Annotated in this window: 25 protein-coding genes; 13 read left to right on the forward strand and 12 right to left on the reverse strand. The window is 71.7% G+C overall.

Annotation, left to right across the window (positions count from 1 at the left end; translation table 11 throughout):
- Positions 1-38: 38 nt before the first annotated feature.
- The gene (locus AB5L52_RS02455) at positions 39-716 is read right to left on the reverse strand and encodes a TetR family transcriptional regulator (RefSeq protein WP_351575497.1); all 678 of its coding nucleotides are present in this window, start codon (positions 714-716) and stop codon (positions 39-41) included.
- 160 nt (positions 717-876) lie between these two features.
- On the opposite strand from AB5L52_RS02455, the gene AB5L52_RS02460 reads away from it, so the two are divergent.
- Positions 877-1,662 carry an SDR family NAD(P)-dependent oxidoreductase gene (locus tag AB5L52_RS02460; RefSeq protein WP_369362465.1) on the forward strand — a complete coding sequence of 262 codons (786 nt, stop codon included), beginning with the start codon at positions 877-879 and terminating at the stop codon, positions 1,660-1,662.
- A 22-nt stretch (positions 1,663-1,684) separates the two neighbouring features.
- On the opposite strand, the gene AB5L52_RS02465 is transcribed toward AB5L52_RS02460, so the two are convergent.
- From AB5L52_RS02465 to AB5L52_RS02490, 6 genes are all read right to left on the reverse strand, one after another.
- The gene (locus tag AB5L52_RS02465) at positions 1,685-3,289 is read right to left on the reverse strand and encodes an ABC-F family ATP-binding cassette domain-containing protein (RefSeq protein ID WP_369362466.1); all 1,605 of its coding nucleotides are present in this window, start codon (positions 3,287-3,289) and stop codon (positions 1,685-1,687) included.
- A 325-nt stretch (positions 3,290-3,614) separates the two neighbouring features.
- A complete protein-coding gene (locus AB5L52_RS02470) occupies positions 3,615-3,941 on the reverse strand; it encodes a DUF6882 domain-containing protein (protein WP_369362467.1) in 327 nt (108 codons plus the stop codon).
- Between the two features lie 28 nt (positions 3,942-3,969).
- Positions 3,970-4,131, reverse strand: a complete 162-nt coding sequence (locus tag AB5L52_RS02475) for a hypothetical protein (RefSeq protein ID WP_369362468.1) — start codon at positions 4,129-4,131, stop codon at positions 3,970-3,972.
- 124 nt (positions 4,132-4,255) lie between these two features.
- Positions 4,256-5,224 (reverse strand): pyridoxal-phosphate dependent enzyme, encoded by a 969-nt coding sequence (locus tag AB5L52_RS02480; protein ID WP_369362469.1) that lies wholly within the window; start codon positions 5,222-5,224, stop codon positions 4,256-4,258.
- 220 nt (positions 5,225-5,444) lie between these two features.
- Positions 5,445-6,431, reverse strand: a complete 987-nt coding sequence (locus tag AB5L52_RS02485) for an aldo/keto reductase (RefSeq protein ID WP_351575477.1) — start codon at positions 6,429-6,431, stop codon at positions 5,445-5,447.
- 192 nt (positions 6,432-6,623) lie between these two features.
- Positions 6,624-7,328: an SDR family oxidoreductase gene (locus AB5L52_RS02490; protein ID WP_369362470.1), complete on the reverse strand. Its 705-nt coding sequence runs from the start codon at positions 7,326-7,328 to the stop codon at positions 6,624-6,626.
- Between the two features lie 160 nt (positions 7,329-7,488).
- Between AB5L52_RS02490 and AB5L52_RS02495 the strand changes: the two genes are divergently transcribed.
- From AB5L52_RS02495 to AB5L52_RS02515, 5 genes are all read left to right on the forward strand, one after another.
- Positions 7,489-8,598: a 4Fe-4S binding protein gene (locus AB5L52_RS02495; RefSeq protein ID WP_369362471.1), complete on the forward strand. Its 1,110-nt coding sequence runs from the start codon at positions 7,489-7,491 to the stop codon at positions 8,596-8,598.
- A gap of 684 nt (positions 8,599-9,282) precedes the next feature.
- Positions 9,283-10,083 (forward strand): SAM-dependent methyltransferase, encoded by an 801-nt coding sequence (locus AB5L52_RS02500; protein ID WP_369362472.1) that lies wholly within the window; start codon positions 9,283-9,285, stop codon positions 10,081-10,083.
- A gap of 288 nt (positions 10,084-10,371) precedes the next feature.
- On the forward strand, positions 10,372-11,682 hold the full coding sequence (locus AB5L52_RS02505; protein ID WP_369368795.1) for a uracil-xanthine permease family protein: 1,311 nt from the start codon (positions 10,372-10,374) through the stop codon (positions 11,680-11,682).
- Positions 11,683-11,715: 33 nt separating this feature from the next.
- Complete coding sequence (locus AB5L52_RS02510; protein ID WP_369362473.1) at positions 11,716-13,221, forward strand: amidohydrolase family protein; 1,506 nt, start codon at positions 11,716-11,718, stop codon at positions 13,219-13,221.
- On the forward strand, positions 13,218-13,928 hold the full coding sequence (locus tag AB5L52_RS02515; RefSeq protein ID WP_369362475.1) for a sulfite exporter TauE/SafE family protein: 711 nt from the start codon (positions 13,218-13,220) through the stop codon (positions 13,926-13,928). The genes AB5L52_RS02510 and AB5L52_RS02515 overlap by 4 nt, the downstream gene beginning before the upstream one ends.
- A gap of 22 nt (positions 13,929-13,950) precedes the next feature.
- On the opposite strand, the gene AB5L52_RS02520 is transcribed toward AB5L52_RS02515, so the two are convergent.
- Entirely contained in the window at positions 13,951-15,015 is a 1,065-nt protein-coding gene (locus AB5L52_RS02520) for a substrate-binding domain-containing protein (protein WP_369362476.1), read from the reverse strand.
- 235 nt (positions 15,016-15,250) lie between these two features.
- On the opposite strand from AB5L52_RS02520, the gene AB5L52_RS02525 reads away from it, so the two are divergent.
- The 3 genes from AB5L52_RS02525 (at position 15,251) to AB5L52_RS02535 (ending at position 17,872) form a co-directional block, all read left to right on the forward strand.
- Positions 15,251-15,583, forward strand: a complete 333-nt coding sequence (locus tag AB5L52_RS02525; protein ID WP_369362477.1) for a hypothetical protein — start codon at positions 15,251-15,253, stop codon at positions 15,581-15,583.
- A gap of 6 nt (positions 15,584-15,589) precedes the next feature.
- The gene (locus AB5L52_RS02530; protein WP_369362478.1) at positions 15,590-16,111 is read left to right on the forward strand and encodes a hypothetical protein; all 522 of its coding nucleotides are present in this window, start codon (positions 15,590-15,592) and stop codon (positions 16,109-16,111) included.
- Positions 16,112-16,393: 282 nt separating this feature from the next.
- On the forward strand, positions 16,394-17,872 hold the full coding sequence (locus AB5L52_RS02535) for a glutamate--cysteine ligase (RefSeq protein WP_369362480.1): 1,479 nt from the start codon (positions 16,394-16,396) through the stop codon (positions 17,870-17,872).
- A 6-nt stretch (positions 17,873-17,878) separates the two neighbouring features.
- On the opposite strand, the gene AB5L52_RS02540 is transcribed toward AB5L52_RS02535, so the two are convergent.
- Both AB5L52_RS02540 and AB5L52_RS02545 read right to left on the reverse strand, forming a co-directional pair.
- Positions 17,879-19,252 carry a S41 family peptidase gene (locus AB5L52_RS02540; protein ID WP_369362482.1) on the reverse strand — a complete coding sequence of 458 codons (1,374 nt, stop codon included), beginning with the start codon at positions 19,250-19,252 and terminating at the stop codon, positions 17,879-17,881.
- A gap of 308 nt (positions 19,253-19,560) precedes the next feature.
- The gene (locus AB5L52_RS02545; protein WP_351030596.1) at positions 19,561-19,929 is read right to left on the reverse strand and encodes a helix-turn-helix domain-containing protein; all 369 of its coding nucleotides are present in this window, start codon (positions 19,927-19,929) and stop codon (positions 19,561-19,563) included.
- Between the two features lie 146 nt (positions 19,930-20,075).
- Here AB5L52_RS02545 and AB5L52_RS02550 point away from each other — a divergent pair, with 146 nt between their 5' ends.
- From AB5L52_RS02550 to AB5L52_RS02565, 4 genes are all read left to right on the forward strand, one after another.
- On the forward strand, positions 20,076-20,726 hold the full coding sequence (locus tag AB5L52_RS02550; protein WP_351580654.1) for an NAD(P)H-dependent oxidoreductase: 651 nt from the start codon (positions 20,076-20,078) through the stop codon (positions 20,724-20,726).
- Between the two features lie 283 nt (positions 20,727-21,009).
- Positions 21,010-21,798, forward strand: coding sequence for a thioesterase family protein (locus tag AB5L52_RS02555; protein ID WP_369362483.1), 789 nt, complete (start codon positions 21,010-21,012; stop codon positions 21,796-21,798).
- Between the two features lie 996 nt (positions 21,799-22,794).
- The gene (locus tag AB5L52_RS02560; RefSeq protein ID WP_369362484.1) at positions 22,795-23,241 is read left to right on the forward strand and encodes a hypothetical protein; all 447 of its coding nucleotides are present in this window, start codon (positions 22,795-22,797) and stop codon (positions 23,239-23,241) included.
- Positions 23,242-23,285: 44 nt separating this feature from the next.
- Positions 23,286-23,597, forward strand: coding sequence for a hypothetical protein (locus AB5L52_RS02565; RefSeq protein ID WP_369362485.1), 312 nt, complete (start codon positions 23,286-23,288; stop codon positions 23,595-23,597).
- 70 nt (positions 23,598-23,667) lie between these two features.
- Here AB5L52_RS02565 and AB5L52_RS02570 read toward each other — a convergent pair whose 3' ends face one another.
- Together AB5L52_RS02570 and AB5L52_RS02575 are read right to left on the reverse strand one after the other, a co-directional pair.
- A complete protein-coding gene (locus AB5L52_RS02570; RefSeq protein WP_369362486.1) occupies positions 23,668-24,333 on the reverse strand; it encodes a hypothetical protein in 666 nt (221 codons plus the stop codon).
- Between the two features lie 101 nt (positions 24,334-24,434).
- On the reverse strand, positions 24,435-26,096 hold the full coding sequence (locus AB5L52_RS02575) for a hypothetical protein (RefSeq protein WP_369362487.1): 1,662 nt from the start codon (positions 26,094-26,096) through the stop codon (positions 24,435-24,437).
- Positions 26,097-26,132: the final 36 nt, after the last annotated feature.

Genomic DNA, 26,132 nt, shown 5'->3' on the forward strand with positions numbered 1-26,132 from the left:
CTGACAACGGACCGTGCCCGGCGACGACCCGGCCGGCGCTAACTCTCGCTGTCGCCGCCCGGCCCGCCGGGCCGCAACGCACCCATTCCGCCGACGAGTTGGTGCAGGCAGTCGATCGCCAGCGCCGCCGGTGCGGCTTCGCCCGTGACTCCGGCTTCCGTGTCGGCCCAGGTCTCCAGCGCGATCCGGATCGCGTCCGTGGCCGCCGCCGCGACCAGTCGGACCTGCATCGCCTCGAGACGTCCGTCCGCGAGGCGGGCGACGACCGGCACGAGCCGCTCTTCGGACTCCTGGTTGACGCGGTACCAGACCGCGCGCAGGGCGGGATCGCCGGCCGCCGCCCGCAGCAGTCCGCGGGTCCGCAGCAGCGCTCGTGCGGCCTCCTCGTCCGGCGCCGCCAGAGACTGCTCCACCGCGGTCTGCAGCGCCCGGGAAAGGTCGGTGCCCGGCTCCGCCGCCTCCAGCAGGGCTCGCCATCGGTCGGCGCCGTCGGCGAGCAGCGGGCTCACCGCGTCCTGCTTGGAGCGGAAGTAGCGGTAGAAGGTGCGCAGCGCCACGCCCGCGTGCCGGGCGATCTCCTCGGCCGTGGTCGCGTGCGGTCCCTGTGTGGCGAACAGCTCGGCCGCCGCGTGCGCGATCTCGAGCTGGGTGGCGGCCTTGCGGCGCTCGGTCAAGGAGGAGGGCGGCTTGGTGCTCACCCCGGGCTTGGTGCTCACCCCAGAAGCGTACGGCCCGACGACCACTGGTGGCACTCAATGCCGCAATGGCAAAACATGCCACTTAGGCGTAACGTGAAGCGATCGGGGACGTCGGCAGGCAGGAGGCCCGCCGTCGTGAAGGCCCCGCCGCACCGCGGCAGGGCGGGCAGGAGAAGAGATGAACCGCTACGAAGGCCGTCGAGCGCTGATCACCGGGGGCGGCTCGGGCATCGGCCAGGCGACCGTGCTGCGGCTCCTCGCCGAGGGCGGCACCGTCGTGGCCGCGGACGTGAGCGAGCGCGGCCTGAAGGACACGGTGGCGAAGGCCGGAGCGCACGCCGGCCGGCTCACCACGGTCGTCGTCGACGTCGCCGACGAGACCTCCGTACGCGAGGGTGTCGCCGCCGCCGTCGCCGCGCTCGGCGGTCTGGACGTGCTGGTGAACGCGGCCGGGATCCTGCGCTCCTCGCACACCCACGAGACGAGCCTCGCGGACTTCACCCGCATCCTGCAGGTCAATCTCGTCGGCACCTTCCTCGTCATCCGCGAGTCCCTGCCGGCACTGCTGGCCGGCCGGGACGCGGCGGTCGTCAACTTCAGCTCCACGTCGGCCCGGTTCGCGCACCCGTACATGGCGGCGTACGCGGCGAGCAAGGGCGGCATCCAGTCGATGACGCACGCCCTCGCCGCCGAGTACGCGAAGCAGGGCATCCGCTTCACCGCCGTCCAGCCCGGCTCCATTTCCTCCGGGATGACCGACGGCAGCGGCGCCAGCGGACAGAGCACCGGTCCGGGCCTGCCCGACGACGCCGACATGACGCTGTTCGCCAAGCTCTCCCCGGCCCTCGGGCAGGGCTTCGCCGGCCCCGCGACGGTGGCATCGGTCGTCGCCATGCTCGCCTCGGCGGACGGGAAGTTCGTCACCGGCACGGAGATCCGCATCGACGGCGGCACCCACTTCTGAGCGCGAACACGCAGGTCACACGCTAGGCGAGGGCCACGAGGCCGCGATAGTCCTCGCTCCACAGGTCCTCGGCCGCGTCCGGCAGGAGCAGGACGCGGTCCGGGCGGAGGGCGTCGAGGGCGCCCTCGTCGTGGGTGACCATCACGATCGCGCCGGGGTACGAGTCGACCGCGGCCAGGACCTCGTCGCGGGAGACCGGGTCGAGGTTGTTGGTCGGCTCGTCCAGCAGCAGGACATTTGCCCCGGAGTGGACCAGGCCGGCCAGCGCCAGCCGGGTGCGCTCGCCGCCGGACAGGACACCCGCGGGCTTGTCCGCGTCGTCCCCGCCGAACAGGAACGCACCCAGCACCCGCCGCGCCTCACCGGTCTCCAGGTGCGGCGCCGCGGCCCGCAGGTTCTCCAGGACCGTACGGCTGGTGTCGAGCGTGTCGTGCTCCTGGGCGAAGTAGCCGAGGCGCAGTCCGTGCCCGTGCACCACGCGCCCGGCATCCGGCCGTTCGGCGCCGGCGAGGATGCGCAACAGGGTGGTCTTTCCGGCACCGTTGAGCCCGAGCACGACCATGCGGCTGCCCCGGTCCACCGCCAGGTCCACGCCGTCGAGGACCCGGTGGTCGCCGTAGGACTTGGCCAGGCTGATCGCGCCGAGCGGCGTCCGCCCGCACGGTACGGGCTCGGGCAGCCGGATCCGCGCGGTCTTCTCCGCACGCCCGGCGGGTTCCAGCGCGGCCAGCATCCGGTCGGCGCGGCGGGCCATGCTCCTGGCCATGGTGGCGGTGGCGGAGCGGGCCTTCATGCGGTCCGCCTGTGCGTGCAGCGCGGCGGCCTTGCGCTCGACCCCGGCCCGCTCCCGAGTACGGCGCCGCTCCTCCGTCGCGCGTCGGGTCGTGTACGTGGTCCAGCCGGTGTTGTGGACGTCGATCGCGGCGCGGCCGGCGTCCAGGTGGAAGACGCGGTTGACGACGTCGGCGAGGAGCGCGGTGTCGTGGCTGACGACCACCAGTCCGCCCTGGTGGCTCCGGAGGAAGCCGCGCAGCCAGACGACGGAGTCCGCGTCGAGGTGGTTGGTGGGCTCGTCCAGCAGCAGGGTGCCGGAGGTTCCGGCGAACAGGATGCGGGCGAGCTCCACGCGGCGCTTCTGGCCGCCGGACAAGGCGCCCACCGGCTCGCCCATGACGCGTTCGGGCAGTCCGACCCCGGCCGCCGTCCGGGCGGCCTCGGCCTCGGCCGCGTAGCCACCGCCGACCTGGAAGGCGGCGTCCGCGCGGGCGTAGGCGTGCATCGCCCGCTCCAGAGCCGTCTGGCCCGCGGCTTGGGCCATCGCCGCCTCGGCCGTGCGCAGTTCGCGCAGCGCGGTGTCGAGGCCGCGGGCGGACAGGATCCGGTCGGCGACCGTCATGGCAGGGTCGGCGGCGCGGGAGTCCTGGTCGAGGTAGCCGACCGGACCGGTGTGGGTGATCGTGCCGGCGGCGGGCCGGGAGTGCCCGGCGAGCGCGGTCAACAGGGTGGTCTTTCCGGCACCGTTGCGGCCCACGAGGCCGATGCGGTCCCCGGGAGAGACGGTGAAGGAGGTGTCGGACAGGAGAAGGCGCGCACCGGCGCGCAGTTCGACATCGCGAGCGACGATCATGGGGTAACGCTCCGAAACAGCGAGAGGACACACTTCTGGCGTGGAAGCGGGTCCTCAGCTAGGAAATTCGGGGCGTGGACATGCGGTCACGGTAACCGACGCGCTCCAAGCGGCGCACATGGTTTTTCGCCCCGCTCGCACCCGCACGGCCGGTGTCAGGGCAGCACCTTGACCCCGACCCCCGCTGTCCGGCCGGCCGTGTCGAAGCCGGCCTCGACCGCGCTTCCGCCCGGAAGGCCCGCGACGATCCGGGCGGCCTCGCCGCGCTGGGGCAAGCCGTGGTGGTCGATATACCCGGCCACGACGTGCCGGGCCGAGTAACCGATCAGCCCGGCTCCGGCGAGCAGGGTCCGGGGCAGGGTGACCGGGTCGGCTCGGGGCCCGGGACCTGCGCGTCGTCGGGGAGGAAGGAGACCTGGGTGTCGCCGCCCGCGGGCACACCGATGCACCCGGGCGCCTCGGCCACTCCTCTGCCGGTGAACGCGAGCAGTTCGGCCGCGCGCCGCGAATCGGCGAAGCCGGACAGGTCCAGGACCTCCTGGGTCAGTTCGGCGATGCCACAGGCCCGTCCGTACCGCTCGATCGCGGCGATCCTGGCCACCACCTCGGCGCCCCGCAGACCGGGGTTGGCCCAGCCCCCATCCAGGACCACTCGGCCATGTCGTGTATGCCGAGCACTGCTACGCGCGCAGGACCGGCTCCCCCTGCTGGTGGCGGCAGGACGACAGCTCCGCGGTCGACGGCCCCTCGGGCAGGAACCCGGTCAGGGACTCCAACCGCGCGGCGCCCCAGGCGGCATGCCGTTCCGCCGCCAGCAGGAAGGCCTCACTGAACTCACTCATCATGCCCCGCCCCCATGACGCGCCCGCGCCGGCGTGTCGCCAGGTCCGGCCGACCCTGCGCTGCGGTTCCGGACAACTGCTCACACCTGTGGACGGCTTGGCTCGTGCGATCCGGCAACTCCCGTCATTCACCAATGAGTTCGCTGAACCGTTGGGTGCCGATATTGCCGCCGGAGGCGATGATGCCGATGCGCGGCGGGAGGTTGTCGACGTGGCCGGCCAGGAGAGCGGCGAGGCCCGTGGCACCGCTGGGTTCGAGAACGATCTTCAGCCGTTCGAAGGCGAACCGCATGGCGGTGACGATCTCCGCGTCGCCGACCAGGGCGATGGCGTCGACCAGGCGCCGGTTGATCTCGAAGGGGATCTCGCCGGGCGTGGACAGGGCCTGGCCGTCGGCGATGGTCCGGGGCACGGGCACGGTGACCCGGACACCGCTCTCCAGCGAGCGTTTGGTGTCGTCCCCCTCTTCCGGCTCCACACCGATGACCCGGATCCCGGGGTGCAGGGCCTTGGCGGCGGTGGCGCTGCCGGCGATCAGGCCGCCGCCTCCGACGGGTACGAGCAGGGCGCCCAACGGGCCGGTCTCGGCGAGGAGTTCGAGTGCCGCGGTGCCCTGCCCGGCGATGACGTGGGGGTGGTCGTAGGGCGGGATGAGCACCAGGCCGCGGTCCTCGGCCAGGGCCTTGCCGAGCGCGGTACGGTCCTCGGTGTAGCGGTCGTACGTGACGATCTCGGCGCCATAACCCGCGGTGGCTTCCCGCTTGAGGGCCGGGGCGTCTTCGGGCATCAGGATCACGGCGGTGGTGCCGAGTTCGCGGGCGGCGAGGGCGGCGGCCTGGGCGTGGTTGCCGGAGGAGTAGGCCGCGATGCCCTTCGCCAGCCGTTCCGGGGAGAGCTGGGCGGCCGCGTTGTACGCGCCGCGGAACTTGAAGGCGCCGGCGCGCTGGAAGTTCTCGCACTTGATGAACACCTCAGCGCCGACAAGGGCGTTCAGGGTGCGCGAGGTGAGGACAGGGGTGCGGTGGGCGACGCCTTCGAGGCGTGCGGCGGCCGCACGGACGTCGTCGAACGTTACGGGCAGTGCGGCGGCCATGGCGGTCTCCTCGCCCCTTCCTTCGTTCCGCTCGGTTCCGGTCGGGCTGTTCCGATCGATTGGACTGATTTTCCATTACTGGACAAGAACTCTAGGAACGGGAACGCCCGTCTGTCCAGTGGACGGCCAGACGGGCGTTCAGACGGGCGTTCAGCGGCGCCGGATGACGCCGGGTGATACTGGGTGCCGCCCGATTGACGCCATGGCGGGCGGCCAGGCCTCAGTGCCCGCTGATCCCCCTGGACGTGTACGGCTCCTGCAGCTCCCGGACCTCGTCGTCGGTGAGCCGGAGGTCGAGCGCGGCGAGCGCGTCCGGGATGTGGTGGGACTTGGTGGCACCGACGATGGGCGCGGTGACGCCCGGACGGGAGGCGACCCAGGCCAGGGCCACTTGGGCCCGCGGAACGCCACGGCGTTCGGCGATCGCGGCGACGGCGTCGACGATCTGCCGGTCGTCCGGCTGGTACAGGGTGCGGCCGTAATTGTCCGTCTCGCTGCGCACGCTGGCGGCGTCCCAGTCGCGGGTGAGCCGGCCTCGGGCGAGCGGGCTCCACGGAATCACGCCGACGCCCTGGTCGGCACAGAGCGGCAGCATCTCGCGCTCCTCCTCGCGATAGAGGAGGTTGTAGTGGTTCTGCATGCTGACGAACTTCGTCCAGCCGTGCAGCTCGGCGGTGTGCTGCAGCTTGGCGAACTGCCAGGCGTACATCGAACTCGCCCCGATGTAGCGGGCCTTGCCCGCCCTGACGACGTCGTACAGCGCCTCCATCGTCTCCTCGACCGGGGTGTACGGGTCGAAGCGGTGGATCTGGTAGAGGTCGACGTAGTCCGTGCCGAGGCGGCGCAGGCTGTGGTCGATCTCGGTCATGATCGCCTTGCGGGACAGCCCCGACCGGTTGGGGCGCTCACTGCGCGCCGCCCCGTCCTCGACGGCGAAGTAGACCTTGGTGGCGATGACGACGTCCTCGCGCTGGGCCAGCTCCCCCAGCACCCTGCCGACGATCTCCTCGCTGGTGCCGGCGGAGTAGCTGTTGGCGGTGTCGAAGAACGTGATCCCCGCCTCCAGGGCCTCGCGGATGAGCGGGCGGGCGGCGTCCTCGTCCAGGGTCCACGGGTGCGGTCCGCGGTCGGGAACGCCGTAGCTCATGCAGCCCAGCGCCAGCCGGGAGATCTCCAGGCCACTCGAGCCGAGCTTGACGTACTCCATCGTTCGGTTCCCCTCGTCGTACGGTCCCGCCGGGCGCGCCACGGCACGGGTCCGCGGCGCCGACGGGACTTCTCGTCAGCCTGATCTTGATCGTACGGGGACGAGGGTGAGGGCGGGTCCCGCGTCCACGACCGGTCCTGGGCCAGGCGACGAGCCGTCGGGGACCGCTAGTCGGTCAACTGTCGGGGACCGCTAGTCGGCCAGCTGGGGGTAGAGCGCCGCCAGGTCTCCGGAGAGGCCCGCCTTCACGTTCCGGGTGACGTCGTCCGCCAGCACCTCGTACGCCCCGGACTCGACGCCGTCCAGCGCGAGGGCAGCGACGTCCCGCGGGGTGGACTTGGGGGCGTCGACGTTCGAGGCCATGTCGGTGTCGATGTAGCCGACGTGCAGTCCGGTGACCGCGATGCCGCGTGGCCGCAGTTCGAGCCGCAGGGAGTTGGTCTGCGACCACAGCGCGGCTTTGGTGGCGCTGTAGGAGCCGGCGACGCCGAGCCAGGAGAGCACGGAGTGGACGTTGAGGAGGTGTCCGCCGCCGTTGCGCTCGATGACCGGGACGAAGGCGCGGGTGAGCAGCAGCGGTCCGTAGAAGTTGGTCTCGAATTCGCGGCGTACGTCGTCGACGGGGGCCTTGAGGAAGGAGGTCGCGCCGACGGAGATCCCCGCGTTGTTGACCAGGATCGTGACGTCCTGCGCCTGCGCCGCGGCGGCCTCGACCGATGCCGGGTCGGTGACCTCGAGGGCGAGCGGCACGGCGTCGGGGTGGGTCACGGAGCGCGGGTCGCGAGCCGTCGCGTACACCTTGGCGGCGCCGCGCGTGTACAGCTCCTCCACCAGCGCCTTGCCCAGGCCACGGCTGCCGCCGGTGACCAGTACGACAGAGTCCTTGATCGAAGTCATGTCCATCTCCCAGGAGGAAACCGATCGGTTTCCAGCAACCGTAAACCGATCGGTTTCAAACTTCAAGCGCACCGACAGGGCACGCGCGACCAACCCTTGCCCGGACGACCGACCGACGTCATAGTGGGTTGGAAATTCCAACTTAGCTGGAAGGGGCAGGATGAGCGAGCACGAAACCGCCGAGGAGGCGGGAGGCCGGAAGCTGCCCGCGAAGCTCTCCGGCCACCCCTCCGTGCAGGCCGTACTGGCCGCGCGCTCGTCCGGCCGCCGACCCGCGCCGCCGCCGGTGATCGACGCGGACCGGCTGCGTGCACTGTGTCTGGAGGCCGGCGCGGACGACGCGGCGGCGGTGAGCCTCGACCATCCCGACCTCGCCGGGGAGCGCGAGCACGTCCTGGCCGCGCTGCCGGGAACGCGCTCGCTGATCTCGCTGATGGTCCGCATGAACCGCGACAACACGCGCTCGCCCGCGCGCAGCGTGGCCAACCAGGAGTTCCACCAGACCGACGACCAGGTCAACGCAGCCGCCCGTACGGTGACGCGGGCGCTGGAGGACGCCGGTCATCACGCGCTGAACCCGTCGGCGGGCTTTCCCCAGGAGATGGAGCGGTTTCCGGGCCGTATCTGGGTGGTGGCCCACAAGACGGTCGCCGTGGCCGCCGGGCTGGGTGTGATGGGCCTGCACCGCAATGTCATCCACCCGCGGTTCGGCAACTTCGTGCTGCTCGCCACGGTGCTGGTGGACGCGCCGGTGAGTGCGTACGGGCAGGAGTTGGACTACAGCCCGTGCGTGGACTGCAAGTTGTGTGTCGCCGCGTGCCCGGTGGGCGCCATCGGCAAGGACGGCTCGTTCGACGCCCTGGCCTGTACGACCCACAACTACCGGGAGTTCATGAGCGGGTTCACCGACTGGGTGCAGACCGTGGCCGACAGCGAGGACGCCGCCGACTTCCGCACCCGGGTCACCGACCCGGAGAACGCGTCGATGTGGCAGAGCCTCGCCTTCAAGCCCAGTTACAAGTCCGGCTACTGCCTCGCCGTCTGTCCGGCCGGTGAGGACGTGCTCGGTCCCTACCTCGACGACCGCAAGGCCTACCTCGAGACGGTTCTCCGCCCCCTCCAGGACAAGACCGAGACCCTCTACGTCCTGCCTGGTTCGGAGGCACAGCGGTACGCCGAACGCCGCTTCCCGCACAAGCCGACGAAGGAGGTCTCCGGCGGCTGGCGAGCTCCCACGAGACGAGACTCGGACACGCCCGGCGCACACTGAGTGCCGGGGTCCTGAGTACCGGGGTCCTGGGCTGCCGCCGGCGATCCTGACGGCCCGTGGGTGAGGGGAGGGGCGGGGACGGACCCGAGCGCATGGATTGAACCGTTCCCCGCCCCCGATGCGTCGGCCCGCCTCGTCACAGACACGGAGGGTCGACTGGCGACCGGTCGGACGAAGCTTTCGACTCACCGATCTCGTTCAGACCCTCCAACGCCGACCGCCCCCGGGCCAGCGGAGCCGGTCCGGCCGGGTGACGAGCCACGGTGCCGGGCAGCTGGTGCGGCAGCACAGGACTCCGGTCCGGCGTCCCACGTCCTCGGACCCGGCACCGCGAGCCTCCCGTCCTGCGCGTGTGCACCGCGTGCCGCCACCTGGCCTCCTGCACCGATCCAGCCTCGAAGGGGCACGGCAGGGCAGGACGCGGACGGCGGCGGAGCGGACCGCACGGCCGGCCGACCGCTCCTCGATCATCGCGACCCGCCGGGTGCCCTCGACCAGGTACGGCAGCAGCTGGAAGGTCTGCACGGTGCCTCGGATGTGGCACGACTGGCTCCGGAGGGCTATCAGCAGGTGTGTTCCACACGGCCGGCGGAACTGTCTGCACCGACGCGGAAGTTGATATGCGAAGCTTTGGCCAACCGTATACGGGACCAAGGCCGTGACGGTAGGGGAGAGGAGCCCAGTGTGACTCAGGACGGCGGCCAGGCCGTGCACATCGACACCAGCAAGCCGCATCCCGCGCGGATCTACGACTACCTCCTGGGCGGCAAGGACAACTACGCGGTGGACCAGCGGGCGGGCGATCAACTGGCCGAGGTGGCGCCCGAGGTGTGGATCTCCGTGCGGGCCAACCGCGCCTTTCTGCAGCGTGCGGTCAGGTACGTCGTCGACAGCGGGGTCCGCCAGATCCTCGACATCGGCACCGGTCTGCCCACCTCGCCGAATGTGCACGAGGTCGCCCACGAACTGGCTCCGGAGGTGCGCGTCGCCTACGTCGACAACGACCCGATCGTGAAGGCGCACGCCGACGCGCTGCTCAGCCGGGCCGGCACGACCAGCATCGTCCTCGCCGACCTGCGTGATCCGCAGTCCGTCATCGATCATCCCGAGGTCCGCGGGATCATCGACTTCGGCCGGCCGGTCGCCCTGTTCCTCGTCGCCATCCTCCACTTCATCCGTGACGCGGACGAGCCCGAGCGGATCGTGGCCACGCTGCGCGACGCGCTCCCGGCCGGCAGCTTCCTGGTGCTCTCGCACGCGACGGGCGACTTCGCCGACGACCGCAGCGAGGCCGAGGCCGTCTACAACAATGCGACCGCCACCATGAACCTGCGCTCCCGCGACCGGGTCGAGCGGTTCTTCGACGGGTTCGACCTGGTCGAGCCCGGCCTGGCCCAGGTTCCGTTCTGGCGCCCGGACAGCGCGCCCGCGCCCGGCTCCGCCGAGATCGGCTTCTACGGAGGCGTGGCCCGCAAGAACGCCTGACTCCCGGCTCTCCGGCAGAGGCGTCCGGATCGTACACGCCCCACCACCGTCGCGCCCCGTACGACCCCGCCTCCGAGCCGGATCGTGCGGGGTGCGGAGTTCCGTATGCCGACCGCCCCCTTGACCGGCCCCCGGCCGACGCCTCCATACTGTCGGCCAAATCGATTTGGCCGAATCGATGTGGCCGCCGTCCACGGCCGGATCGTCGAGGCCTGAGCCGAGCGAGCCGAACGGAGCCCGCGCGTGTCCAGTCCTGTACATCCTGTCGACGAATCCCGCCCCCTCGGGATGATCCTGCTCTTCGGCATACAGCACGTCCTCGTCATGGCGGCGACGCCGATCTCCGCGATCTTCCTGATGAGCGCCACCCTGCGACTCAGCCCCGGCCTCACCGTCGATCTGCTCTCGGCAGCGCTGCTGCTGTCCGGGATCGGCTCGCTCGTGCAGTCCCTCGGCCTCTGGAAGTTCGGTCCGCGGCTGCCGTTCGTGATGCTGCCGGGCGGTGCGCCGCTCGTCCTGTTCCTGTCCATCGCGCAGCAGCACGGGCTGCGCACGGCGACCGGCGCGGTGCTGCTCACCGCCGCGTTCACGTTGCTTGTATTGCCGCTGTTCGCACGCCTGTTGAGGTTCTTCCCGCCGCTGGTCATCGGCACGATGATCGTGATCGTCGGGGTCAACCTGGTGAAGGTCGGCGCGCTGCTGGTCACCGGGCAGCCCGGCACACCGGGCTTCGCCGATCCGGCCCGGCTGGGGCCGGCCTTCGCCACCATCGCCCTGATCGTCGTCTTCACCCGACTGCTGCGCGGGATGCTGCGGCAACTCGCCGTACTGCTCGGCCTCGTGGCCGGCACCGCCCTCGCCTTCACCCTCGGCCAGGTCCACCCGGGCGCCGCGCTCTCCGGCCAACTGATGGGTGTGCCACGGCCGTTGCCGTTCGGTGCGCCCGTCTTCGATCTGCTCGCCGCGCTGCCGCTGATGCTGTACAGCCTCGCGTCCTTGGCGGAGGCGACCGGGCAGACCGTCATCAACGCGGAGGCGGTCGGCAAGGACATCGACGTCCGCTCCGACGTGCCCCGCACCGTGCGCGGGGACGCCCTGACCTCGCTGCTCGGCGGCTGCTTCGGGCTGCCGTTGATGGTGACCAGCGGGGAGAACATCGGCATCGTCCGGGTCACCGGCGTGCGCAGCCGGTTCGTGACCGCCGCCGCGGGCGTCGTGCTCGTCGTCCTCGGCCTTCTGACCCCGGTCGCGCGGGCGATCAGCGTGATGCCGCCGGCTGTGGTCGGGGGCGCCGCGATGGTCGTCTTCGCGGTGATCACCGTGCTCGGGGTGCAGATGCTCGGCCGGGCCCGGCTGGAGGACCACACGGCCACGGTGACCTGCGCGGTCGCACTCGCCCTCGGGCTGCTGCCGATCCTGGTCCCGGGTGTGTACGCCGGTTTCCCGTCCGGCGTGCGGATCCTGCTGGAGAGCGGGGTGGCCGTGGGCGCCTTCGTCGCCGCCGGGCTCAACGTCGTCTTCCACCACCTGGGGCGGCGAGCCACGGACACCGCTGCCGCCGTGCGGGCCGAGGCACCGGGCCCGGCCGCCCGTGCCTGACCTCCCCCCGCCCCTCTCGATCAACGGAGAAACATGACCGACCTGACCCCCGACCGGCTCCGCGGCGACACGTTGCTGCTGGTCCCCGACGTGACACTGACCCCCGACGGCCCACTGGAGCGGCATGCGGTGCTGGTGCGGGACGGCGTGTTCCATGATGTCGGCCCGGTCGAGCGGATCGTCCGCACGGACCCGTCGCTGACGCCGGTCCGGCTGCCCGGGCATGTGCTGATGCCCGGTTTCATCGACGCCCACCATCATCTGACGCAGAGCTTCGGCGGAGCCCTCGCCTTCGGGGAGCCGTCGGAGATCTTCCGCCGGGTGTGGCTGCCGCTGGAGCGCGCGCTGGACGAGGAGTCGGCGTACGTCGCCGCGAAACTGGCCGCGTTGGAGTCACTGCGGGGCGGTTTCACCACGGTCGCCGAGTCGGGGACCCGGGCCGCGGTGGACGTGGACGTGGTGGCCTCGGCCGCGCGTGACGCGGGGATCCGCTGTGTGCTGGGGCTCGTCTGCGACGACGCCCCGGACGGCACATCTCGGGACGCGAATCCGCGGGCCGTGCTCACCGCCGCCGCACAGCACCTGGCGCGCTACGGCGGTGCCGATCTGGTCCGTCCCGCGCTGGCGGTGTCCGTGCCGGAGGCCGCGACGGCGCACACGCTGGCGGCAACGGCGCGGCTCGCCGCCGAGGCGGGCACGGTCGTACAGATCCACGTGAACGAACACCTCGTCGCCGTCGAGCGTTCCCTGGTCCGGCACGGACTGCGCCCCCTGGAGTATCTGCACCAAGTGGGCGCGCTGGGACCGCAGTTGCTGGCCGCCCACGCGACGCTGCTCACTCCGGCCGAGGTCACGCTGCTCGCGGACAGCGGCGCGGCGGTGAGCTACAACCCCGTCGCCAGCGCCTGGAAGGGCAACGCCGTCGCCCCCGCGACCACCTTCGCCGAACGCGCCATCCGGTTCGGGCTGGGCACCGACGGGACACGCGGGGACGGCTTCCGGCTCGCGGACGCGGCGGAGTTCGCCCAGCGGCTCGTCTACGGCCTGGCCAGCGGCGATTCCTCCTGCGGCGCCGGCTGGACCTGGTGGGAGCGGGCCACGGCGGGCGGCGCGGACGCAGTCGGCCTCGGCCCGCGCACGGGCCGGATCGCGCCCGGTGCCGCCGCGGACTTCCTCCTCGTGGACACCGGCGGGCCCGAGATGCAGCCGTCCTGGGACCTGCCCTGGGAGCTGGTCCGGCGCGGCAACCGGGACCAGCTCACCGCCGTGTTCGTCGCGGGCCGGCTGCGCCTGTGGCACGGCTGGCCACCGGACTGGGACGGACCAGCGCTGGTCCGGCGGGCCGCCGAACTCGCCCCACGCGTGGTACAGCGCGCCGGGGTGACCCGGGCGCACCCGACGTCGGTGACGGCACGTCGGCGACGGGCGACGCCGGGCCTCTCCCCGGCTGCCCGTCTCACGGTCAGGACCGTGGACCCGCCCACGCCCCCGGCTCCGCCCCCGCCCCCGGCCATGCCCTGTCCCGGTGGGCCTCGATGAGCGGCGGGACGCTGGTCGTGCTGGCGTTGGCCGTCGCGGTGGCCGCTTTCGTGCAGGGGGCAAGTGGTCTCGGGTTCGCGCTGATCGTCGCACCGGTCGCCGGCCTGCTCGATCCGGGGCTGCTGCCCGTGTTCGTGCTGACCGCGATGATCCCGCTCAACCTGTACGTCGCCTGGCGGGAGCGGCACAGTCTCGATCTGTGCGGTGCCCGATGGATCACGGCGGCGCGGCTGGCGGCGACTCCGGCGGGGCTGGCGCTGTTGTGGGTGATCCCGCAGGGCGCGCTGGGTGCGGTCGTCGGCGCGGCGACGGTCCTGGCGGCCGTGGTGAGCCTTGTCGTGCCGTCGTTCGCGCCGGGGCGCGGCGCCTATGTGGGCGCCGGTGTCGTCACCGGGCTGACCGAGACGGCGACCGGTGTGGGCGGCCCGCCCCTCGCGCTCGTCTACCAGCACCGGCCGCCCGGCGAGCTGCGGGCGACGGTCGCCGCTTGCTTCCTGGTGGGCGAAGTCGCCTCCCTCGCCCTGCTGTTCGTCACCGGGCGGGGCCGTCCCGCGGACATGGGCTGGGCGCTCCTGCTGCTTCCCGCGCTCGCCTCCGGAGCCTGGCTGAGCCGGCTCGTGCACCGGCGGGTCGACGCGAGGAAGATGCGCGCCTTGGTGCTCGTCTTCGCGCTCGTGTCGGGGGCGGTGCTGATGGCGGGGGCGTGACATACCCCGCCCCCCGGTCCCGTCAGGCGCGGTCGCCGGGCGGCGGGCGGCGCAGGGACGAGGCGCGCGGCACGAGCCGGGGTTCGGCGGCGGCCACCTCGTCCCCGTGGTCCGCCGGGTCGGCGGCAGGAGGCGCCCCCAGCCGGGCGAGCAGCAGCTCCACCGCGTCGGCAGCGGCCCGCTCCAGCCCCAAGTCGACTGCGGTGAGCGGCGGTTCGCAGGTGCGGGCGCGCAGCCCGTCGTACCGGGTGACGACCATGACGTCGTCCGGGATACGGCGTCCCGTCTCCCGCAGTGCGCGTACGGCGCCGACGGCGAAGGCGTCCACCAGTACGCACAGCGCGTCGATGCCGGGGTGCTCGGCGAGCAGGGCGGCACAGGTGTCGTACCCCGCCTCCTCGCCGCCGTCCTCCGGTGCGGTGGCGACGATCGGCGGCCAGCCGTGTGCGGCGGCGGCCCGTTCGTAGGCCGCGCGGGCGTCGACCGAGGCGTGGCGGGTGCCGGCGCCGATGACGAGCGCCGGGCTGCGGGCGCCCTGGTCGCGCAGATGCTCCAGGAGCAGGTCGACCACGCCGGCGCCGTGCAGGTCCACGTAGGGGGCGTCGTCGTCGGGGGCGGTGGGCCGGCCGAGGGCGACGTACGGCAGTCCGCGCTCGCGCAGTTGGGCCACGGCCGCGTCGTCCGCCTCGGGCTCGACCACGATCGCGCCGTCGATGTCGACGGAGTACAGCGCGGATCCGGACCGCACGGGCGGGATCAGCACGAGGGCGTAGCCGTGGACGAGGGCCCGCTCGGCCGCGGCTGCGGCCACCTCCATGTAGAAGCCGAGCCGCGCGGGGCCGCCGGCCACCGCGAACGGCATCGAGGAGGCGAGCGCGATGGCCTTGGCCTGGCCCCGGCGCAGCCGCTGGGCGCGGAGGTTGGGCCGGTATCCCAGCTCGGCGGCGATCTTCTTGATGCGTTCCCGGGTCCGCGGATCGACCTTGCCGATGCCGTTGAGCGCGTGCGACACCGTGGTCCGCGACACCGACGCCGCCGCCGCGACGTCGGCGATCGTGGGCCGGCGGGCGCCGTGGGACATGGTCATGGGCCCATCTTCGCAACCCCCGCCGCTCCGGACCACCACCCCCCTGTGCCGGCAACCGGTCGCCTCGGCAAGAGGGGCCACGCACCGGGACGTTCGCGCGCCGCACGCCGTAGGGGCCGGACCCATGTCGGATACACACGGTGTCGCCGAGGAAGCGGCCGAGGCAGGCACCTGTAGCGGGGGCTGGCGCGCACTCCCTCACTGCCTTGAGGGCGCGGGGGTACCCTCAGCTGCGTTGCCGTCCGTCGGTCCCCGACGCTCCCCCGCCGTCGACTCCCTCCTCCGCCGTGCAGCTGTACGTCGGCAGAGGCGCGATCACCGTCCGGCTCCCGCGGAGCCACACCGCGCCGCCGCGGGCCGCCCGACCGGTCCACGGGCAACCGCCTACGACCAGGGCCGGCCCGCGCTGATCCCGCTCATCCCGCTGATCCCGCTGATCTGCGCCACGGACGCCGATCCCGGCTGGGTTCCGGGGCAGCGGGTGGCCCATCTCGGCCATGCCGGGTATCTGCTGATCGCCGAGATCATCGCCCGCGGCCGCGGCACCGCATTCACGGAGTTCCTATGAACGGAGGTGACCGAGCCGCTCGCGCTGACCGCCGCGCCGCCCTCGGTGGCCCGCCCGGTGTCCGAGTGGTGCAGGTGCCTGCCCTGCTTCGGGCCCGCCGCGACCGCGGCCCGCGTCACCCGCTTCGACGTCGGCCAGGGCTACCCCGGCGCCTGCGTGGCCAGACCGTTCGGCGAGGCGGCTCGCACCGCCGAGGTCCTCCGCACCGGCGGGCTCCACCGCGGCCGACGGCTGCCGCCCTATGAGACCTGCGCCGCGCTGGTCCGCGACCGGCGTCCCGCCGGAGTCGTCGACGAGGCCATCGGCGTGCCCCGTGCGGTGGGGGCTGGGGCTGATGCCGGACACATTCGACTTCGGCCGGCACTGATCGCCGCGCGCCGTCGGCCACACCTGCGCGGCAGTGCGTGCCTGGTCCTGGCGGAGCCGGACGCCGCGGTGACGATCGCCGTCCACGTCAACGGCGACGCACACAACGCACCCCTCGCCGACCGCGTCCGTCGTAACCACGCGTCGCGCACGGCCGGGTAACACGGACCTGGGCCTGGCCGGTCCGAGGGGCGAGGGACGGACGCGACCACGTGGCGGCCGTCCTCGGGATCATCTGAGGTCGCCCCCGACCAGGCGGGGCCACGGTGACCGCACGCCTGTCGGTCGTCGTACGGCGACGGGGCGCCGGACCCGCCTGACGCCCCGGCGCCGCAGGGTCGCGGGTGTCCCGCCGGGCAGGTGCGGGCGGTGCATGGTCAGGCTCGTGTGATGGTGCGACGCTGGGGGGGAGAGGTCTGCGACGAGGGGAATCCAGGAGGGCCGATGGGACGCGACGTCCCGGCGCTCGTCTTCACCCGCGAGGACCGCCGCCGGTACCGGATCAAGATGCACGAGTGCCTTGAGGCGCTGGCGCAGATGCTGCGCGCGGCGCGGTTCGAGTCCGAGCGGCCGCAGGTCGGCCTGGAGATCGAGCTGAACCTGGTCGGCGCCGACGCCGAACCGGCGATGCGCAACACCGACGCGCTGAACGCGATCTCCGACCCGGCCTGGTCCACCGAGCTGGGCCGGTTCAATCTGGAGATCAACGTCCCGCCCCGCCGACTGACCGCGGGCGGTCCCGACGCCTGGGAGTCGGAGATCCGTGCCGCGCTGAACCACGCCGAGGAGCGGGCCAGGTCGATCGGCACCCGGCTGATCATGATCGGGATCCTGCCCACCCTGCGCCAGGAGGACATCGGCGCGGAGAGCCTGTCGGAGAACCCGCGCTATCAGCTGCTCAACGACCAGATCTTCGCGGCCCGCGGCGAGGACCTGCGCATCGAGATCGACGGAGTGGACCGGCTGCGCACCTACGCGGACACCATCACCCCGGAGGCGGCGTGCACCAGCACACAGTTCCATCTCCAGGTCTCCCCCGAGGAGTTCGCGGGCTACTGGAACGCGGCGCAGGCCATCGCCGGGGTCCAGGTGGCGCTGGCGGCGAACGCGCCCTTCCTGTTCGGCAAGGAGCTGTGGCACGAGACCCGGGTCCCCCTGTTCGAACAGGCCACGGACACCCGTCCAGAGGAGATCAAGGTGCAGGGGGTACGGCCCCGGGTGTGGTTCGGGGAGCGGTGGATCAACAGCGTCTTCGACCTCTTCGAGGAGAATCTGCGCTACTTCCCGGCCCTCCTCCCGCTCTGCGACGAGCAGGACCCGGCGGAGACGCTGGACCGCGGCGACATCCCCGAACTCGGCGAACTGACCCTGCACAACGGCACGATCTACCGCTGGAACCGCCCGGTCTACGCCGTCTCCCACGACATCCCGCACATCCGGGTGGAGAACCGGGTGCTGCCCGCCGGCCCGACCGTCGCCGACATCCTGGCCAACGGCGCCTTCTACTACGGGCTGACCCGGGCCCTGGTGGAGGAGGACCGGCCGGTGTGGTCGCGGATGTCGTTCTCGGCGGCCGAGGACAATCTGCACACCGCCGCCCGGCACGGCATCGAGGCCCTGCTGTACTGGCCCGGGATGGGCGAGGTGCCGGTGCCGGAGCTGGTCCTGCGGCGGCTGCTGCCGCTGGCGCACCAGGGCCTCGCGCAGTCCGGCATGGACGCGACGTGGCGGGAGCCGCTGCTCGGCATCATCGAGCAGCGCTGTGTGACGGCCCGCAACGGCGCCGTGTGGCAGAAGGAGATGTTCCATCGCCTGAACGACACCACGCGTGCCGGCCGCCACGAGGCGCTGCGCCGGATGACCCAGCTCTACATCGACTACATGCACCTCAACGCCCCGGTGCACACATGGCCGGTGGACTGAACCGGCTCAGCCACGCCCCCGCAGGAGATTCACCGCGCGGTCGAAGGCCGAGTCCCGGTTCTTGGCGAACTCCTCCTTCGTGAAGACCGGTTCGGTCAGCTGCGGTGGGATGCCCGTGCCGTCGAAGGTGCGTCCGGTGCGGGTCGCAAACTCCTCGTTCGGCAGGCCGAAGGCCAGGCCGTCGGGCAGCCGGCGCTCCAGCACGTCGGAGAAGACGCCCTGGGTGGGCTGCCCGATCCGCACGGTCCGCCCGGGCCGGTCCAGCAGCGCCTGGGTGAAGGTCTCACCGGCGCTGACCGTGGAGCCGCCGATGAGGACGGCGACCGGGCCGGTGTAGCGGGGCGCGTCCGCCGGGACGACGGGCACGGGCTCGGGACGGGTGTGCCGGGTGGGGTCGGCCGGATCGTTGCGGACCCGCTTGGTGTACGCGGTGTATGGCGTGTCGGTCAGCCGCTCGGCGATCCGGATGCCGAGGGCGTCGGAGCCGCCGCCGTTCACTCGCAGGTCGATGACGAGCCCCTTGAGCCGCCGGTTACGGCTCGGGGTGAGCACGGTGTTCAACGCCCGGTCGAGTTCGGCCCGTTCGGCCGTGTACGGTGCGCCGTCGCCGGCATAGCCGCCGAATCCGGAGATGCGCAGATAGCCGAGGCCGCCCGGCAGGTCGGCATAGGTGATCCGGCCCGCGCCGAAGTCCTGGCGGTAGGAGGCGTCCTTGAGGTCGCGGGCCTCGATGAACTTCTTGACCTTGGCGTCCAGACCCGGGCCCGGGTTCTGCGTGCCGGGGCGAACCTGGCCGAACCTCCGCTCGCCGTCCACCACCGTGACATGGGCGTCGTACAGCGGACGCACCATGGCGCTGAAGATGTCGAAGAGTTGGTCCTTCGTGGTGTCCTGGTGCACCAGCGGCCGGTACCGATCGCGGACGGCGTGCCAGTCGATGTGCTTCTGGGCGAAGAAGGGGTAGTTCTCCTCGAAGGTCTGCCAGAAGACATCGAAGGCGGTGCGCGGGTCGGTGGCGGGCGGGCGGGTGCAGTCGGCGGGCAGGGCGCTCAGGCGGTGCAGCTTGCGGTGTCCCACGGAGCTGTTGTCGGCGAGCAACGCGTGATCGCGGTCGTGCACGGTCCTTACGGTGAGCACCGAGCCGTCCGTCGCCGCATAGGTGCCGGGACCGGTCTGCGGCGAGGTGTCGCCCTTCACGCAGCTGACGGAGGTCGTCTGGTACTCCTGCAGCGCTCCCCCACCGAGGACGAGAACGGTGCCGTAGCCGTCCATCCGCCACACCCCGTCGGTGGCAGGCAGTGCCGCCGGCGAGGCCGCCGCGGCCGGTACGGCACCGGCGGCGAGGAAAAGGGCGGCAGCGGTGGCCGTGAGCGTGCGCACGAGCGTGTCCTTCCGACGAAGATCCGTGGGAGTCCACAGTCGCCGCCCCGCCCTGCCCCGCACCATCCGGCCATCCGGAGCACCGACACGGGGGACAACCCCCGCACGCCCTCACCCGGACCGGGGCACATCGCTCAGCGGAACGCACCGAACGGACAGCTTCCGGTGACTGATCCGTCCACGAGATGACCGTGCATCGAGATCAACTCGGTGATGGCGAAACGGTCTTCAAGCGTGAGTGCCATACGGATCCCCTCCCGCGCCTGCGACGCCCCGGAACCCCCAGATCCGCTCAAGCCGACGCCGGGCTATCGCTCCACGCCGGGGCACCCCGGCGAGTCCGGCAGGTGGAGCTTCGCCCATTCGCCCAGTTCCCGGAGCGCGGGCTCCAGGGCGGCTCCGGCCTCGGTCAGGCGGTAGGAGACGCGCAGCGGCGGGCCCTCGTCGACCTCGCGGAGCACGAGTCCGGCCGCGCCCAGTTCCGCGAGCCGGTCGGAGAGCATGCGCTCGCTGATGCCGGGGACGGCCCGGCGCAGATCGGCGAAGTGCGCGGGCTGTTCCACCAGTACGGCCACGATGGGCCCGCTCCAGCGCTTTCCGAGCAGCTGAAAGACGCGGGTGATGCCCTCGTCCACCCGCTTGCACACCGCACTGCCGTGGGTCACGTCCGCCGCCATGCGCTCAGGGTACTACCTCGACGTAGGGGGATGAAAAAAAGTAAGTCCATGTGTTAGAGATAGTCGAGTACGAAATTGCAGCCCTAGGTGCGATGCCGTCGGGCCGCACTACCCCCTTGTCCCTTATTTCCCTTACCGGAGTCACCATGGCCACCCTGCTGCACATCGACTCGTCCGTACTCCCCACCGAGGCCTCGGCCTCGCGCGCCGTGACGGAGTCCTTCCGTACGCACTGGCAGGAGCAGCACCCCGACGGCACCGTCGTCTACCGCGACCTGGCGGCGCAGCCCGTTCCGCACATCACCGCCGCCGCGCACACCGCCGGGTTCGCCGACCCGGCGTCGCACACGCCCGAGCAGGCCGCCGCCTTCGCCGAACGCGAGCGGCTGATCGAGGAGCTGGAGCAGGCCGACGCGGTGCTGATCGGCGCCCCGATGTACAACTACTCGATCCCCTCGACCCTCAAGGCCTGGCTGGACAATGTGATCCTCATCGGCCGCACCGCGGGCGAAACCCCGTCCGCCAAGGGCACCCCGGTGACCGTGGTCGCCAGCCGGGGCGGCGCGTACGGGCCGGGCACGCCGCGCGAGGGATACGAGTACGTGCAGAACTACCTCACGGCCGTCCTCGCCGACGCCCTCGGCATGGACGTCGACTTCATCGTCCCGGAGCTGACCATGGCTCCGCAGAACCCGGCGATGTCCGAGCTGGTCCCGCTGTACGAGGCCTCCCGCGACCGCGCCTTCCAGGAGGCCGCCACGAAGGCCAAGCAGCTCGCGGAGCGCCTCGCGGCCTGATCGGCCCACTCCGACGACGCCCGGGCGCCTCCGAGACGTACACGGCGGCGCCCGGGCCGCGCTACCTCAGCACGCGAAGACCGTGCTGACCAGCGCGACGTGTACGGCGGTGCGGCGGCGCCGGCCAGGACGCTCACGGGGCGTCGCGGCGCCACAGGTGCACGGCCGGGTCGATCAAACCGGCCCGTGAACGGGACCGCCATCCAGGTGTACGGTGCAACGACCAGCTGCAACGCTCCCCCTGCCCCTGCACACCGTGGTACTCCGTGAGGAGAGGCGCCCGTTGACCGCCAGCTACTTCGAACGCATCGACCGGCATCGCTACAAGCCCACCCCGCATGCGAGCGGCGCGTGGCACGCCGACGAGCAGCACTTCAGCCCGCTGGCCGGGCTCGTGGTCCACGCGATCGACCAGTACCGCGCCGAGCGCCCGCCGACCGGACTGCTGCTGTCCAGGATCAGCTACGACATCCTGGGGCTGATCGCCCTGGACGAGTGCGAGATCCAGGTGGAGTCGATCCGGCCGGGCCGCACCATCGAACTGCTCGAAGCGGTGGTGCGCATCGCGGACCGGCCGGTGGTGCGGGCCCGCGCCTGGCTGCTGACCGAGGTGGACACCGGCGCCGTGACCGGTGGTGCCGAGGCACGGCTCACCCCGCCGGACGGGCTCGCCGGTCAGTCGCTGGGCTCGGTCTGGCCGGGCGGCCACTGTGCCTCCGTCGAGGTCCGGCCGGCCGGCCCCGCGCAGCCGGGCCGCGCCACGGCCTGGATCACCACGCCCCTCGACCTCGTCGCCGGCGAGCCGAGCAGCCCGCTCGCGTCCTATGTCGCGCTGATCGACACGGCCAACGGAATCGCCGTACGTCGGCCGCCGACCGAGTGGATGTTCCCCAACGTCGACCTCACGGTCCAGCTGCACCGGCAACCGGTGGGCCGCTGGGCCGGCCTGGACACCACGGTCGTCTTCGGCCCCACCGGCCAGGGCCTCACCAGCAGCGTCCTGCACGACATCAACGGCCCGGTCGGGCAGGCCCAGCAGACCCTCACGGTGCGCCCGCTGCCCGGCCGGTGACACGCGCTCCGCGCACGCGCGCCGTCGGGCAGCTGCGGCGGCCGGCATGACCTGGAGGGCAGGGCGCGAGCACGGCGCATACCCCCGCCAGTTGGAAGGTGTACGGCACGACGCTTGAAGTCCCGGACGGGCACGGAGCGGTGGCTGTGTCCCGTGGCGTGTAGAGGTAGGGGGATGGGGGCGGGCTGTCTGCTTCGGGACGGCGGCGCGCAGGCTCTGCCCCGGGGGCCGAGCGGTTCGAGGCTCTCGTCCGCAACCGGCTCAAACGCCTCCCGTACCGGCCCGACGCCCTCGACGGCTTCATGGCCGGCACCGGCCCGACTCCCGGTGATCCAACGTCACCTTGACAGCTCGTCGACCCGCTGATCGCGTCACCGGCGCCACGGAACCGCGGTGCCTCCCGGTCGATCCCCATGGATCCTTCACGGGCTGGTGCACAACCATGGCCAAACCATGGGGATGGCCACAGTCGAGTTGGGCCCTTTGCATGGTTCTTCACGATTTATCCGATAGCTTGTCATGTACGGGCCGACATGGGAATGTGCGGCGGCATCGAACGCATGTCGCAGTCATCTACGAGTCGCTGCCGGTGGGCGCGAGCGGCGCGAGAGGACCAACACCCGTGTCTGGAAAGTACTTAAGAAGGATCCAGCTCTGCCCCGAGGGACCCGGAGGGCAGAGCCAGAAGGGAAACGTCTTGCCTGGTACGTCCAGAAGAAAGCTCATCCTTCGCCGGATAACCGTCGGCACCGCGGCGCTGCTGCTCCTGGGATCCGGGGCGGCGACCGCGACCGCAGCCGACGGTGGCGGCGGCTTCGACCGCAACCTGAATCCGAACGCCGCACCGTCCACCCGACCGGCCGCCGGGCCCGCGATGAAAGCCGTCGCCGCAGCGTCCCGGCCGATGTCGGGCAAGAACCCCTCGGCGGGCCGGGCCAGAAGGACACCTCCGGTGTCTGGCAGGTCACCACCCCCAGGGTCAGGCTGAGCAACACCGTGACCGACGCCGACGGCAGCACGGCCAACCTCACCTTCGAGGTCTGGGCCGCCGACCCCTCGGGGAACGCCAAGACCCAGGTGAAGATCAGCGACAACCAGTACGGCGTCCTGGTGTCCGACTTCGTCAAGTCCGGCTCCACCACCTCCGTGACCGTGGGCGCCGGAAGGCTGAAGCCGAACGTCGACTACGTCTTCCACACCTCCGCCTACGCCAAGGACAGCGGCCTGTACGAGACGTCATGGTCGCCCTGGGCCCGATTCCGCGTCACGATGCCCGTCGACCTGACCCTGCCCAACCCCAATGCCTCGGCGCAGAACCCGGACCAGTCCGCCCAGCCGTACACGGACACGATGGCGCCGCCCGACGGTGATCTGCCCCTCCGGATGGGGCGGCGGCCAACGGCGACACCAGCGCCCTCAACGGCACGACGGACAAGGAGCTGAACTGCGACGAGTTCGCGTTCAACGCCACCTACAACAGCGGCGGGATGCCCTCGCTCGCGGGTGACCTGAACCCGGTCAGCAGCGGGGACGCCTGTGTGCAGACCCTTGCGAGCAAGCAGGACGGCACCGTGCACCTGCTCAACATCGACGGCCTCGTGCCGACGTGGAAGGAGGTCTGCGGACGGTCCGCGATCTCCGGGAACGACAACAGCGGTTCGATGGCCGGGTTCGCAGCATTCAACGCGAACCAGCGACTACTGGACCGTGACCCGTACTGGCTGAACACGAACATGCGCGCCGCGTGCTCCGCCGACAGCACGACCGTGAAGTGCACCATGACCGCGAACAACCAGTAGGAGCAGCACCCCGCTCACAGGGGGCGCCGCGCCGAAAGGGCGCGGCGCCCCCGCTGCTACCGGTTCCGGTTCACACCGGCGAGGGCAGGTGCACCGCGGGCAGCAGCCCCAGCTCGATCTCCCGACGCGGCAGCGACAGCCCGAGATGCTCGCCCACCGCCGCGAACAACCGCTTCGCCAACTCCTCGGCCTCGTCCTCGGGGTCCTCACAGCCGGGGAAGGTGTCCCGCACCGCCCCGGCCCGGCGCATGGCCGCGTCCAGCGCGGCGAACGTCCCGAGCCGATCCCTGGGCGGGACCGCGGTCTCCAGCAGGCTGTCACCCGGCTCGCCGGAACCCACTTCGCCGGCTGCGTCGACGCAGCACATCCACGGGTGCTCGTGCAGGAAGCGGTCCAGGCAGACGAGTTCGTCGCCCTGCTCCACCAAGGTGTCCTGGCCCAGCCGGTCGAGGAAGAGGAGGTGCCAGGTGGACCGCTCGACCTCCAGGACGTAGGTCCACTCGCCGCTGCGGCCGAACATCGCCACGCTGTCGCCGAGGTTCACGCTCAGCCTGTCGAAGTCCTTGAACAACGGCGGCCGTTCGGCCATGCCACGGTCGGCGCCGAGGCGCACCACGAAGTCCACCGGGTCCACGCCCCGCACCGCCGCGACGCTGATGTCCGAGAGCATCCCGTCCTTGGCGATCGCACCGCTGTACCAGTGCTCGCCGATCCACGCCAAGCCGTTGTCCGTCACGGTGGCGACCCCTCTCCTCGACCTTCGCGCACACGTTACTGAGGACGACGGTTTGATGTCGTCTCGTGACCGGCGCGCCAGCCGGAGAGGGACCTGTTATCTCAGGGCCGCACCAGTATTCGTGTGACCCCGGCGACCAGCGTCGTGGCTAGTGTCCAGCCACTGATGATTAGCGCATAGGCCAGCGCCTGGCTGGACCCGCTCGGATTCCACGCGCCCGATTGACCGAGGCTCACTACCGGCACCAACAGGTCGAGCGTGTAGGCGACCGGGTTGAAATGCGGTCCGCCCGTGCCCAGCGGTGCGGGGCGGTGGGAGGCGAAGTAGACCGATCCGGCGGCGAGCAGGCCCAACAACCACAGCCCGGCCAGCCACGGCCGATACCCGTAGCCGACCGTTGCGTCCTGGAGAAGGCCCCATGCTTTCGCCGGCAGGCCCGCCGCCTCACGTCGCCGCCGCTGCTGGGCAAGCAGCACCCGCCGCGACTCGCCGTCACGCCCCACCGCGCGGTAGCGCGCGGCCAGCTGCTCGTAAGGCTGAGGCTGATACGCGTCACGAGCCAGCCACGGCAGTCGCATCCCGGCCGTCGGCAACGGCATCAGTTCGTCATAGACGAAGCCGTCCAGGCGCAGCTTGTCGGGCCAGGACGCGGCGTCGTCCTCGAACGTTGTAGTCCGTGCCCGCCGCAAGTCCAGGCTGTGCGCGGTGAATCCCTCAGTGCAGAACATCGCCCCTTCGACGCGCGCGCCGGAGGCGTCGAGCGTGCCCAGTCGCGAACCGCTCAGTGTCAGCGGCCCGACGACGCGGGCCGAGTTGAGCAGGACCGCGCCCGAAGCCGTGACGCCCGACAGGTTGACACCGCCCTCGACCGAGATGTGGTCTGCGCGCAGCGCCGTTTGGCCGCGGTCGTCCACCAGGTCGGCGTCGGGCAGCATGAGCCCGCCCTTGATCGTGGCGTCGCTGAGGTCGACGCCGCCGGTGACGGTGAACCGGTTCTTCGCTCGGGTGTTGCCACGGCGGGCGAACATGCCGGTGTCCACGCGCAGCCCCTGCGCCAGCAGGGCGGGCGTGGGTGGGCGGTTGGGCTCCTCGTGGGTGATCCGGGCGCCGTCCAGATGCAGGTAGCCGCCGATGCGCGCGCCGGGGAGCCGGAACTGTCCGTCGATGACGACGTCGTGGCAGTACATCGCGGTGTCGACGACGAGCAGGTCGCCGTTGACGGCGGTGCGCGGCGGCGTCCAGTCGGCGTCAGGGGCCGGTGGTTCGGGCGGGGGCGCGGTGATCGTGGTCCCGCTGATTTCGATCTCGAAGACGCGTGCCGCGTAGAGGCTGAGCCGGTCGAGGCGGCAGCCCTCCATCTGGAACTCGCCGCGGATCTCGGCGCGGTTGGCTTCCAGCACGGTGAGATAGCAGCCGCGCAGGCGCACGCTGCGAGTCTCGGCTTCGGCGAGGTCCAGGCCGTCGTCGAAGCAGCAGTGCTCGAAGTCGAGTGCGTAGGGGACTTGCGTGTGGGCGAGCGTGAGTCGCCCGACGACACGAGCGCCGGCCAGTTTGACCCCCGCGCCGCGGTTCGCATCGGGCCCGCTGCCGGTCAGCAGCGCCGCGATCACTTCGGCGCGAATGTCGCAGGTGCGCGGCCACGACGTCGCTTGGCCGGGGCCGTCGTCGGGTCCGGAGCGCAGGTCGACCAGGGCGCCGGTGGGGAAAGCGTGCCGGAGCCGCTCCTCGGTGGCCGTCAGGGTGCTGATCTGGAAGCCGCTCACGGCATTCGAGCATCGCTGGACAGGGTCGGCAGCGCA

It is taken from the genome of Streptomyces sp. CG4, from assembly GCF_041080655.1.
In the GTDB taxonomy this organism is placed as follows: domain Bacteria; phylum Actinomycetota; class Actinomycetes; order Streptomycetales; family Streptomycetaceae; genus Streptomyces.